Source organism: Nocardia sp. CDC153, assembly GCF_035818515.1.
Taxonomy (GTDB): Bacteria; Actinomycetota; Actinomycetes; order Mycobacteriales; family Mycobacteriaceae; genus Nocardia.
Genome location: NZ_JAYKYU010000002.1, coordinates 1 through 12,098, shown reverse-complemented (window position 1 = coordinate 12,098; position 12,098 = coordinate 1). Strand labels below are relative to the sequence as shown.

Annotated in this window: 9 protein-coding genes; 6 read left to right on the top strand and 3 right to left on the bottom strand. The window is 67.7% G+C overall.

Going from position 1 to position 12,098, the window contains the following annotated elements; genetic code table 11:
• Nucleotides 1-2: 2 nt before the first annotated feature.
• Both VMT65_RS08410 and VMT65_RS08405 read left to right on the top strand, forming a co-directional pair.
• Nucleotides 3-1,835, top strand: coding sequence for a hypothetical protein (locus VMT65_RS08410; RefSeq protein WP_326307489.1), 1,833 nt, complete (start codon nt 3-5; stop codon nt 1,833-1,835).
• Nucleotides 1,832-3,541: a hypothetical protein gene (locus VMT65_RS08405; protein ID WP_326307488.1), complete on the top strand. Its 1,710-nt coding sequence runs from the start codon at nt 1,832-1,834 to the stop codon at nt 3,539-3,541. Before VMT65_RS08410 ends, VMT65_RS08405 begins: the two co-directional genes overlap by 4 nt.
• On the opposite strand, the gene VMT65_RS08400 is transcribed toward VMT65_RS08405, so the two are convergent.
• Entirely contained in the window at nt 3,520-3,843 is a 324-nt protein-coding gene (locus VMT65_RS08400; protein ID WP_326307487.1) for a hypothetical protein, read from the bottom strand. The two genes, VMT65_RS08405 and VMT65_RS08400, sit on opposite strands and share 22 nt — an antisense overlap.
• Nucleotides 3,844-3,917: 74 nt before the next feature.
• Nucleotides 3,918-4,604 carry a TVP38/TMEM64 family protein gene (locus VMT65_RS08395; protein WP_442790206.1) on the bottom strand — a complete coding sequence of 229 codons (687 nt, stop codon included), beginning with the start codon at nt 4,602-4,604 and terminating at the stop codon, nt 3,918-3,920.
• Nucleotides 4,605-4,773: 169 nt separating this feature from the next.
• Here VMT65_RS08395 and VMT65_RS08390 point away from each other — a divergent pair, with 169 nt between their 5' ends.
• Genes VMT65_RS08390 through VMT65_RS08375 form a run of 4 tightly spaced genes read left to right on the top strand, consistent with a single transcriptional unit; the run spans nt 4,774 to nt 10,455 of the window.
• A complete protein-coding gene (locus VMT65_RS08390) occupies nt 4,774-6,591 on the top strand; it encodes a methylmalonyl-CoA mutase family protein (protein ID WP_326307486.1) in 1,818 nt (605 codons plus the stop codon).
• 2 nt (nt 6,592-6,593) lie between these two features.
• Nucleotides 6,594-8,852 carry a methylmalonyl-CoA mutase gene (gene scpA / locus VMT65_RS08385; protein ID WP_326307485.1) on the top strand — a complete coding sequence of 753 codons (2,259 nt, stop codon included), beginning with the start codon at nt 6,594-6,596 and terminating at the stop codon, nt 8,850-8,852.
• Nucleotides 8,849-9,952 carry a methylmalonyl Co-A mutase-associated GTPase MeaB gene (gene meaB, locus VMT65_RS08380; RefSeq protein WP_326307484.1) on the top strand — a complete coding sequence of 368 codons (1,104 nt, stop codon included), beginning with the start codon at nt 8,849-8,851 and terminating at the stop codon, nt 9,950-9,952. Before scpA ends, meaB begins: the two co-directional genes overlap by 4 nt.
• 5 nt (nt 9,953-9,957) lie before the next feature.
• Nucleotides 9,958-10,455, top strand: a complete 498-nt coding sequence (locus tag VMT65_RS08375) for a GNAT family N-acetyltransferase (RefSeq protein WP_326307483.1) — start codon at nt 9,958-9,960, stop codon at nt 10,453-10,455.
• Between the two features lie 453 nt (nt 10,456-10,908).
• Here the strand turns inward: VMT65_RS08375 and VMT65_RS08370 are convergent.
• Nucleotides 10,909-12,098 (bottom strand): HNH endonuclease signature motif containing protein (locus VMT65_RS08370; protein ID WP_326307482.1); only part of this gene is annotated, 1,190 nt, incomplete at its 5' end.

The following is a 12,098-nucleotide window of genomic DNA, read 5'->3' as shown; positions in this document are numbered from 1 at the left end:
CGGTGAATTCCAACGGCCTCGAGCTGGAGCTGGCCACGCGCCGACTATCGGGGCCGTTGATTCCGGGCAGACATCCGCATGTGCAGGTCGTGCTGACCAATGTCTTCCGCGCTCCGGCATTCGTCTTGATGGCATTGCTGCTGATTGTTCCCGCGCTGTACACCATCGGGCTCGGCGCACAGACGAATCCGCGACTTGCCCTCGGATGCGGGTTGCAGCTGCTCGGCGGCACGGGGCTGTTGGTGCTCGACCGCCGTCGCGGGCGTGGGGGAAGACCGCCGCTGGCACGGGCATTGCAGCTCGGCCTGCGAGTGCTGGCCGCTTTGGTGGCCGTGTCCTGCTTGGGCATCGGCACCTTGCTGGTCTGGCGCGGACTCCCGGTCGGCTCCCGCAGCGCCTATCTGCACACGGCGGGCTGGGTCGTGCTCGCCGTGGTTCTGGTCCTGCTGGCGCTGGTGCTGGCCTGGCCCAGCCGGCATATCCCTTGGCTGTGGTGGCCGTTCATCGTCCCGTTCGGGGTCTCGGCGTTCACCGCGGGCATCGCCTTCCGCTTCATTCTCGAAACAACCACCGGCGGACGGTATTTCGAGCATGTGGCGACGGATCGTCTGGCGTTCCAAGCGGTTCTGGTGGCCGCCTTCGCCTGGACCTGGCTGGGCCTGCTGATCGGCCTGTTCCGGGCCGCCATCCTGGCCATCGAGGCCGACCCGGTGCGTGCGGGGGAGCTGTATCACGGCCCGGAGCGGTTCCTGCTGTGGCGACTGTGGAAGCAGGTCCGGCCGGTCGCGTTCATCGCGTTCCTGGTCGTATCCGTCGCCGCGGCACGGGTTTTCGACGCGGTGCTGGGTGCGGTGCCGCGCTCGCTGCAGCGCGACGTGGGCACCGCGACCGTCGAATGGTGGCGGCTGTCCACCGCCTGCGAGGCGGCCTCGTGCGGTGACGCGGCCGCCTACGCGCTGCCACTGACCGTGGCCCTGGTGCTGGCGGCCTTGTTCTCCCAGGATCGAATCAATGCCCGCCGCCCGAGCGGGCCTCCGCCGATTCGTCGCCTGCGCCCTGTGGCACGCACCCGCACCCGCTTGTGGCGAGCCACGATCGTGATTCCGGCCATCGCCCTGGTGCTCTATCCGATCGGCGAGCTCGTGTACGTCGCCATGTACGGCACCGGTGGCTCGCAAGGCATTGCGGTGCATGACCTGCTATCCGATCCAGCGCTGCGCCGCGCCCTGCTCACGACGGTCGAGGTGGCCGCCTCCGCGACGGTGATCGCGGTGACTTTCGCACTGCCGGTGGCGTATTGGCTCGCGGCATCGAAGATCCGGATGGTGGTGCCGGGCCTGGTGATCCTGACGGTGCTGCCCGCCCAGATGTACCTCGGATCGCTGCAGCAGGCGATCGGCTCCTTCGGCTGGTTCGGCACCCTGGTGCCGCTCATCTTCACCCACGCCGCCGCCGGACTCCCCATCTCCATCCTCGTCCTGCGCGGCGCGCTCCTCGCGCCCGCGTACACCCCGGCCGCCGACGCGCTCTACGGATTGGCTTCGCTGCGTACCATTCTCGGGCGCACCCTGTCGGTGGTGGGCCCGGCGATCGGCGCGGTCGCCGTGCTCGAATTCATCCAGGTCTGGAACGACTTCCTCCTTGGGCTGCTGATCAGCGGCACCGGGGGCAGCCCGTGGTCGCTGCTGCTGTGGGGCGACACCCGCCAATTCAGTCTGAGCTCGGCGCAACTCGCGGGTGGGGCGCTCGTCTCGGCGGCGGTGCCGTTGGCGCTGCTGCTGATCACTTGGCGACGCTGCCTGGTGCCCGGGCTGACCGGGGGAGCGCGGGTATGAGCACCGAACAGTCCCCGAACGGCGGTGCCGAGTCGGCCGAGCTGGCCCGCGAGAGCCGCTCGCTCATGGCCACACCGAAATCGACGGTATGGCAGCTCCTGCTGAACGTGCCCGCGACCCTGGGTCTGGGCCTCGTCGGCGTCCTCGGGACCAACCTGCTCACGGACTCGTTCAAAGAGAACCCTTTGGTGCAGTTCGTGGTCGGCGGTATCGGGTGGGTGGCCTTGGTGTTGTTCGTGGTGGGGCTGTCGGCTCGGGCGTACCTGTTCGTGCGGGACCACGTGGCGCTGCCCGAGGCGCAGCCGGAATTGCCCGAACCCGGTGGGCCGTGGGAGGCGGCACCCGCACCCGAGGAACGAAACGACCTCGCCGACAATTGGGCTGCGGCGGTACTGCGCGATATGCCCTTGCGGACCTATGAACTGCCGGTGCTGCTGGATGTCCTGTCGGCGAGTGCTGGGGCACGGATGCCTGTCACCAATGTGAGCATGCCCGATGACGACATGCCCTCGGCCCCAGCGCTGTTGGAACAACTGGTGACCGACGACGTGCTGCGCCGGTCGACCGGCAGCCGATACCTGCTGGCCGCGGTCCCACCCGAAGACCGACACCCCGCCACCGGAACACCGGAATGGCGTGCCGCCCTGGCCATGCTGCTGCGCCGACACGCAGAGCAGGCGACCCGCTGGGCTCGGGCACTCGACGCACCCGCGACCGCCGCGCGGGCCCGCGCCTGGTTCACCAACGAGGAACCGCGGCTGTGTGACCTGCTGTCGAACTGCGCGGAACTCGAGGGGCTCGATCAAGTCCGCGCGGTGGCGTCGGACCTCGGCGCGATCGCCGATGCTCTCGATACCTGGTTCGTTCGCTGTGGCAAGGCCGAGGACTTTCCGGGTCGCGATCGTGAAGGCCGCCAACGCGACCGGTCGAGTCCCGCCGCTGCCATGGTGAAAATCGGCAAACGGACGAAGTCCGGGCTTGTCGAGGCATTGGCGGCCATCCGCGCGGACAGCGCCGAGCAACGGTCCGTGCGCTACAGCCCACGCCCGCTCTCGCGCAGTCTCCGCGCCCGTGCCCTGCACCGGCAGGCACTGAAGACGTTGGGCCCCCGCGAAACCCAACGCGAAGACACGATCAACCTGCTGGAACAGGCATGGTGGCTGCTACCTCGCGAGGACGTCGCAGGCGAGGTGTGCGCCTTGGCGAACATGGCAATCGTGCACTTGATGCAGGGCCGATACACCGCCGCGCGAGACCGATTGGAATTGGCCGACTCCATGGCCGCCGACGGACGAGATCCCGTGGGCGCGGCCCACGTGCACGAGATCGCGGGGGCACTCGACTGGGCTTCGGGCGAATTGCGGCACGCCGTCGGGCGCTGGCAGCTCGCGCTCGCCGAATGGCGCGCTCTGGCCGACGATCTCGGCACCGGCCGCTGCCTGCAACACCTGGGCTCGGCCGTGGTCGCTGAGCCGACGCTCGCGGCGACCCTGATGGATGCCGACCACATCGACGGCCGGCCGTTGCATCAGGCGGCGGGATGGCTGGTCAAGGCCAAGGAGCTGAATCCCGGACTGACCGCCGATACGTGCGAGAATGAGTTGCTGGGAAAATTGAGCCGGGAAAATGGCTCGCCCGTGAATACCCTTCCCGAATTCGATCGGTGGCCATTGCCGCCGCCGGATCAGGCGGCCACGTCGGATTGAGGCTCGGGCCGCGAGAATTGGCGGCTGCGTCGCCAGGCCGTTCCGAGTGATACCGCCGCGGTGGTGAACATGCCCATTACGACCAGCACCGCGAAAAAGAGGGAAAAGGCCCAGCCATCGCGACCGCCGCCGCGATACCAGATCGCCACGGCGGCCACCACCGGTCCGGCGGTGAGGAGCGCGGGGAGCAGCGAAATCAGGCCGATGCCCACGAGCATCGGGGTGGGCGGTGGCTGCCGGATCAAGGTCAGCCAAGCGTTGAGTTTCTTGTTCTCACCCGGTAGTAAAGCTGCTTCGCCCACGACTTTCACACCTCCGGAGATGGATTATGTGCTACCGCCTGTGCAATCGACCGGAGGTTAGAATACTCAACATTTCAAATTTCGACGGACATTCGCGCATCGACCACCAAACCAATTACTCCGACGCCCAGCAGAATCGCGGTCACGATCAGTTGAGCGGGGGAAGTTCGGTTGGTGAGGGCATCGCCGAGCAATACCGTGCCGACCGTGCCCGGAATGATGCCGAGGAACGTCGCGATGAGGTAGGGCGTCAACCGGATCGAAGACAGTGCCGCGCAATAGTTCACAATCGAGAACGGCGCGATGGCTATGAGCCGCAAGGATCCGATCGCCAGCCAGCCGCGCCGGGCCAGGCGGGCGTCGACCGCCTGCACGGCCGGATGCGTCAAACGGGCCCGCACACGCTCGTGATCCAGGGCGCGGACCAGCCAGAGTGCCAGCACCGCACTCAAAGTCGTGGCCGTGATCGCCAGCGTCAACCCTTCCGTCGAGCCGAACAGCATGCCGGCGCTGAGGGTGAAGATCGTGCGCGGGAAGGGCGCGATGCAGACCAGCGTGTGGACCGCGAAGAACACCAGCGGCAGTGTCGGACCGACCGAATCGGCCCACTGCCGAATCTGCTGGGGTGCCGGATGCGGCGCGAACGCGGCCAGGGCGAATAGCAGTCCGCAAGCGATCAGCGCGATCAGCGTGCGCGGTTGACGGAGACGGTTGAGCAGCGCGGATACTCGCTCGATCGGCTCGCGGAGGGTTGTTGGCACCGCGCCAGGTTACCCGCTGGTAGTGAGACTCCGGAGGCGACAATCGAAACCGGGCCGCTAGCATCAGGGGAAAGACCATGAATGCTCGTTAACCAAAGTGGTTGTTGACCTGGGTAGATGCCGGGAAAACGGCCATCCGGTCAGGGAGTGGAAGAAGGACAAAGCAGCTATGCCGATTGCTTCCGACTCGGATACCGATCCGGTGCCCGAGTATGCCGCCTGGCGCAAGGGTGTCGCCGGGGTGCTGGCCAAGGCCCGCAGGGTGGATGCGAGCGACTTGCCGGATGAGCCGGAGAAGCTGCTCGCGGTCACGACCTACGACGGCCTGACCGTCAACCCGCTCTACACGCGCCGCGACGAACTGCCCGAGCAGCCGCTGCCCGGGCAGTTCCCCTACGTGCGGGGTGGCGACGCCACCCGCGATGTGCACCGGGGCTGGTACGTCAGCCAGCGCTTCGGCGGGGCCGACGCGAAGGCCGTGAACGCCGACATTCTTTTCGCTCTCGACAATGGCGTGAGTGCCGTGTGGCTGGGTGTCGCCGAGCGTGGCGTGCCGGTTGAGGGCCTGGGTACCGCGCTGCAGGGCTTCCTCTACGAGTTGGCCCCCCTCACCCTGGACGCCGGACCGGCTGCCAATGAGGCTGCCGCCCAGCTGTTCTCGCTGCTCGACGCCTACGAAGCACCGCAGCGCAAGGACATTCGGGTCTCCCTGGGCGCGACCCCGCTGACGAGCCTCTTCGCCGGTACGCAGGCCATCGATCTGGACGGCGCGATCGCGCTGGCCCAGCAGTCGGTCGCCCGCACCGAGACGGTCCGCGCGATCACCGTGTGCGGCGTGGCCTTCCACAACTCCGGTGCCTCCGACGCCCAGGAACTGGGTGCGGCCGTGGCCGCCGGCCTGGAATACCTGCGCGCCCTCACCGACGCCGGTGCCGATATCGCGGATGCGCTGGGCCAGTTGGAGTTCCGCTTCGCGGCCACCGACGACCAGTTCGAGACCATCGCCAAATTCCGTGCCGCCCGCAAGCTCTGGGCCCGGGTCGCGCACGTGTGCGGTGCCCCGGCCTTCGGCAACGCGCCGCAGCAGGCGATCACCTCGGCGGCCATGATGAGTCAGCGGGATCCGTGGGTGAACATGCTGCGCACCACCCTGGCCGCGTTCGGTGCGGGCGTCGGCGGCGCGGACATCGTCACGGTGCTGCCCTTCGACGACGCCCTGCCCGCCGGGGAACTCGAAGTGTCCAAGGCGTTCTCCGAGCGCATGGCCCGCAACACCCAGCTGCTGCTGCTCGAGGAATCCCACCTCGGCCACGTGCAGGACCCGGGCGCGGGCTCCTGGTACGTGGAGTCGCTGACCGAGGAACTCGCCGCCAAGGCGTGGGAGTTCATGCAGGAGATCGAGGCCGCGGGTGGGTACCTGGCCGCGCTGCAGCAGGGACTGCTGGCCGAGCGCATCGCCGAGACCAAGGCCAAGCGCGATTCCGATGTGGCGCACCGCAAGACGGCCGTCACCGGTGTCAACGAATTCCCGAACCTGAGCGAGAAGCCGCTGTCGGAGGCGGCCCGCGCCACCAACGGCACCGCCCGCTACGGCGCGGCCTTCGAAGCGCTGCGCAACCGGTCCGATGCCTACCTGGCCGCCAATGGGGTACGTCCCCGGGTGCGACTGGTTCCGCTGGGTCCGGTGGCGGAGAACAATGTTCGGGTCACCTTCACCACCAACCTGCTGGCCTCCGGCGGTATCGAGGCGGTCACCGAGGCCGGTCCGTCGATCGCCGTGCTGTGCGGCTCCGACACCCGCTACGGCACCGATGCCGGTGCGGCGGTGCGGGAATTGCGTGCGGCCGGGGTGACCACCGTGCTGCTGGCCGGTCCGGAGAAAGCGGTCGCGGAGCTTTCCGGGGCGGATCGCCCGGATGGCTTCGTGACGGCGCGCATGGATGCGGTGGCGGCTCTGTCCGGCCTGCTCGAAAAGCTGGGAGCGTAGAGATGAGCGATATCAAGCATCGCATCGGCAATTTCGCCGAGGTGCCGCTGAACGACGGGGAGACCGCGCCCGCCGAGGTGAGCGCCGCGCAGGTCGAGGAGTTCGTCGCCGAGGCCGCGACCGCGAATCACTATGCGCCCGAACAGCTCACCTGGTCGACGCCGGAGGGCATCGATGTGCCGCCGGTGTTCACCAAGGCCGATCGGGACGCCATCGTCGCCGAGGGCTATCCCCTCGACAGCGTGCCGGGTGTGGCCCCGTTCGTGCGCGGCCCGTACCCGACGATGTACGTGAACCAGCCGTGGACGATTCGCCAGTACGCGGGCTTCTCCACCGCCGCGGACTCGAACGCCTTCTACCGCCGGAATCTGCAGGCGGGTCAGAAGGGCCTGTCGGTGGCCTTCGACCTGGCCACCCACCGTGGCTACGACTCGGATCATCCGCGCGTGACCGGTGACGTCGGCATGGCCGGTGTCGCCATCGACTCCATCCTGGACATGCGGGAGTTGTTCGATCACATTCCGCTGGACCAGGTTTCGGTGTCGATGACCATGAACGGCGCGGTGCTGCCGATCCTGGCGCTCTACGTCGTCGCCGCCGAGGAGCAGGGCGTCAAGCCCGAACAGCTGGCCGGAACCATTCAGAACGACATTCTGAAGGAGTTCATGGTCCGCAACACCTACATCTACCCGCCCAAGCCCTCGATGCGGATCATCTCCGACATCTTCGCCTACACCTCGGCGAAGATGCCGAAGTTCAACTCGATCTCCATCTCCGGCTACCACATTCAGGAGGCCGGAGCCACCGCCGACCTGGAGCTGGCCTACACCCTCGCCGACGGCGTGGAGTACATCAAGGCCGGTCTGGCCGCGGGCATGGAGGTCGACAAGTTCGCGCCGCGCCTGTCGTTCTTCTGGGCCATCGGGATGAACTTCTTCATGGAGGTCGCGAAACTCCGTGCGGGCCGCCTGCTCTGGAACGAGCTGGTCGCCAAGTTCGAGCCCAAGAACTCGAAGTCCCTTGCGCTGCGCACACATTCGCAGACCTCGGGCTGGTCGCTGACCGCGCAGGACGTGTTCAACAATGTCGCGCGCACCTGCGTCGAGGCCATGGCCGCCACCCAGGGCCACACCCAGTCGCTGCACACGAACGCGTTGGACGAGGCGCTGGCGCTACCGACGGACTTCTCGGCCCGCATCGCCCGCAACACCCAGCTGCTGATCCAGCAGGAGTCCAACACCACCCGTCCGGCCGACCCGTGGGGCGGCTCGTACTACGTGGAATGGCTGACCCACCAGCTGGCCGAGCGCGCCCGCGCCCACATCGCCGAGATCGAGGCGCACGGCGGTATGGCGCAGGCGATTTCGGAGGGCATCCCGAAGCTGCGCATCGAAGAGGCCGCGGCCCGTACGCAGGCCCGCATCGACACCGGGCAGCAGCCGGTGATCGGCGTCAACAAGTATCTGGTCGAGGAAGACACCCCGATCGAGGTGCTCAAGGTCGAGAACTCGCGCGTGCGCGCCGAGCAGAACGCCAAGCTGGAAAAGCTGCGGGCGGAACGCGATTCGGCCGAGGTCGAGAAGGCGCTGGCCGAATTGACCCGTGCCGCCGCATCGTCCGAGGGCGGCATGGAGAACAACCTCCTGGCCCTGGCCATCAACGCGGCCCGCGCCAAGGCCACCGTCGGTGAGATCTCCGACGCGCTCGAGAAGGTCTACGGCCGCCACCAGGCCGAAATCCGTACGCTCTCCGGCGTTTACCGCGAGGAGGCTGGCAAGGTGACCAATATCAGCAAGGCGATCGAGCTGGTCGAGGCGTTCGCCGAGGCCGAGGGCCGCCGCCCCCGCATCCTGATCGCCAAGATGGGTCAGGACGGCCACGACCGAGGCCAGAAGGTGATCGCCACCGCGTTCGCCGACCTCGGCATGGATGTCGATGTGGGCCCGCTGTTCCAGACTCCCGAAGAGGTGGCGCAGCAGGCGGCCGACAACGACGTGCACGTCGTCGGCGTCTCGTCGCTGGCCGCAGGCCACCTCACGCTGGTGCCCGCCCTGCGGCAGGCACTGGCCGATGTCGGGCGTCCCGACATCATGGTCACCGTCGGCGGCGTCATCCCGCCCGGTGACTACGACGAGCTGTACGCGGCCGGCGCCGCGGGCATCTTCGGCCCCGGCACCATCATCGCCGACGCCGCGATCGACCTGATCCAGAAGCTGGCCGCACAGCTGGGCCACGAGATCGGCACCGGCGCGGGCGAATGAGCGACGCCGCACGCGGAACCGAGGGTGGAGACCTCCACCCTCGGCTCGGCACCACCGCCGGGGTCGGCGCATCTCGCCCCGGCACCCAGCCCGCCGCCGCGGGCACCCGCCGAGTCATCGACGTGGACCAGCTGGCCGCACAGGTGGCGGCCGGGGAGCGAGCCGGACTGGCCCGCGCCATCACCCTCGTCGAATCCACCCGCGCCGATCACCGGGACCTGGCCCAGCAGCTGCTGCTGAAGCTGACGCCCGAATCGGGCAAGGTGCTGTCGAATCGCGTTGGCATCACCGGAGTCCCGGGCGTGGGCAAGTCGACCTTCATCGACGCGCTCGGCATGTACCTCATCGGTCAGGGGCACCGGGTGGCCGTGCTCGCGGTCGACCCGTCCTCCACCAGGACCGGCGGCTCGATCCTCGGCGACAAGACCCGCATGGCCCGGCTGTCGGTGGAACGAGACGCGTTCATTCGCCCATCGCCGACCGCGGGAACCCTTGGCGGCGTGGCGAAAGCGACCCGGGAGACCATCGTCCTGCTGGAGGCGGCGGGCTATGACGTGATCCTCGTGGAGACCGTCGGCGTCGGTCAATCCGAGGTCACCGTCGCCAATATGGTCGACGTCTTCTGCTTCCTCACCCTGGCCCGCACCGGAGACCAACTCCAGGGCATCAAGAAGGGTGTGCTGGAACTCGCCGACCTGGTGGCCGTGAACAAGGCGGACGGTCGGCACGAGCTGGAGGCCAAAGCGGCGGCGCGTGAACTCCAGGGCGCGATGCGTCTGATCCACCCCCGCGAATCGCTATGGCGGCCACCGGTTCTCACCATGTCGGGCTTGAACGGCACCGGCCTCGACACGTTCTGGGACACGGTTCTCACCCACCGTCGAGTCCTGACCGAGGCGGGCGAATTCGCCGAGAAGCGCCGACGCCAACAGGTCGACTGGACGTGGACCATGGTCCACGACAACCTGCTCCGCCGCCTCACGGACAATCCGGCGGTGAAGGGCATGCGAGCCCAGATCGAAAAGCAGGTCCGTGACGGCTCCCTGACCCCCGCCCTCGCTGCCGAAGAAATCCTCCGGGCCTTCGACGAACGGGACTGAGCCCCATGGACATCCAGATCCGACCGGGTACCGACGCCGACGCGAAGGCGGTCGCCGCCCTACACACCGCCAGCTGGCGCACCGCCTACGCGGGCATCATGCCCGAGGACTACCTGCACGGCACTCTCGAACATGACCACCAGGTCATCTGGCTCACCCGCCTCACGGTAGGCCAGGCCGAAGGCAACCTCTTCGTCGCCGAATCCGGCGGGGACGTGGTCGGATTCATCTACCTGACCCCCACACCCGACGGCCGCGTCCTGATCGACAACCTCCACGTCGACCCGACCCTCAAACGCGGCGGCATAGGCAGCCGCCTGCTGCGTTATGGATTCGACTGGGCGGCCAGCGAATACCCCGGCCGCTCTGTCTACCTGGAAGTCCTGCAAGCGAACAAGCCCGCCATCGCCTTCTACGAACGCCACGGCGGCCGCCCGAGCGAGCCCCGAATCGCCCACTTCACCCAAGGCTTCGAACTCCCGGAACTAGAAATCGCCTGGTAGCAAGGCAAGAAAGAAGAAAAGACAAAGAAGAAAAGATAAAAGACGCCTGGAGGAGGGAGAGAGGGTGGCCGAGCTTGCGAGGCCCCCTCACCTACCAGCCCACACCGGGAAACGCCCGCACCTCCCAGCGCCCTCACCTACCGAACCTCACTCACGTTCCAGCCCGCTCACCGCTCGGCCGTTCATCGTCTCTGTGGACTTGTCAAAGAGCTTGAAGCCGTGGAGCTGTCGAACGATTCGGGACGGTGTTTCTTGGGTTGTCTCAAGTAGGTGATGCGTGCAGTCCGTAGGCCGGGAGGTGAGGTAGCGGCTCCCAACCTGGCGTCAGCCCCAGTGCGGTAGGGCAGGCGACGCAACCACGCTTCCCCGTGCTTTGCGTACGCCAGCGCGACACGAGCAACCGGATCGCACGCAGCCCGAAGGGCCCCACCTTGGGTGAGGCTCGGGCTGGAATTAGGGGCGTGACCACCATCGGACCGGTGGGCGGGGGTGCGGGCGCGTGCGCGCCTTGGCCAACGAGGCGGCCAACAACTCCCCGGCGTGGTGGCGGTCGTTCACCTGTGGGGTCCCGGTGGGGTCGAGATGATGCGGGGCGATCCACCCGATGTGTCCGGCGTGTTCGGAGTCCGGTGGCATGACCACGGTCTTCCACTGCTTCGGGCCGTCACCGACGAGCGAGTGGCAGGAATCGCAAGCGAGGGTGAGGTTTTCGATGTCGGTGAGTCCGCCCTTGGACCATTCGGTCACATGGTGCACAGCGGTCAAGGTGGCGGGGGCATTGCAGCCCGGGCGGGTGCAACCACGCTCGGCGGCGATCAACGCCATCCGCTGATGCGAGCTGGCCATCCGCTTGGTGTCCCCCAAATGCAGGGGACGGCCGTGGTGGTCGAAGATCGCCAGAAACGGATGCGACTTCTGCGCCAACTCCAAAGCTTCTTCCAAAGGCACGGTGCCACCGGAGGCGGTGGTGGCGACCCCGGCAGCGGCCTCGACCTCCGCCAGGCTCATGGTGATGATCGTCGAGACCGGCAGCCCGCGATGCGACCCCGGCGTGGGAGCCAATTCCGGGCGCAGGTATGCCAACAACGCGTCGTGGTTGCGTTGGGCGGTGGAGCGGTTGTCGCGGCGTGCGGCGTCCTTGAGCTTGTCGGTGTCGAGTCCGTCGGTGTGCCAGGGGCTTTCGGGGTCCTCGGCGTTGCACATGCCGGGCCGGCCGAGGCTGGCGAGGATCGGATCCAGTACGGCGCGCAGTTGCGGGGTGAGTTCGGCGGTCAGGGTGCTCATGCCGTCGACGCCTTGCTTGCCGAGGGTGAGTCCGCGGCGGTTTTGGCGGTCGGTTTCGTCGGTGAGGCGGCCGTCGGGGTCGAGGTAGGCCAGGATGCGGTCACCGACCTTGGGCAGGTCGTCGGGGGTGGAGCGGGTGGCGAAGTGGGCGAGCTGGTATTCGGCTTCGTCGCGCAGGTCTTGGTCGACCTTGGCGGGGATGCGGCGCATGATCTTGCCGATCGCCCGCGCGTGATCGGCGGAGATGAAGCCTTGTTCTTGGACGGCGGCGGTCCAGGCCAGCCACGGCTCGACCAGCTGCCCGCCCTCCTGGCGCACGCTCAACAGTTGGGCGGCGTTGACGCGGGCTCGTGCGTCGG

Coding starts and splice junctions, on each gene's coding strand:
- VMT65_RS08405 (WP_326307488.1), top strand. CDS start 1,832: ATGAGCACCGAACAGTCCCCGAACGGCGGTGCCGAGTCGGCCGAGCTG.
- VMT65_RS08375 (WP_326307483.1), top strand. CDS start 9,958: ATGGACATCCAGATCCGACCGGGTACCGACGCCGACGCGAAGGCGGTC.
- scpA (WP_326307485.1), top strand. CDS start 6,594: ATGAGCGATATCAAGCATCGCATCGGCAATTTCGCCGAGGTGCCGCTG.
- VMT65_RS08390 (WP_326307486.1), top strand. CDS start 4,774: ATGCCGATTGCTTCCGACTCGGATACCGATCCGGTGCCCGAGTATGCC.
- meaB (WP_326307484.1), top strand. CDS start 8,849: ATGAGCGACGCCGCACGCGGAACCGAGGGTGGAGACCTCCACCCTCGG.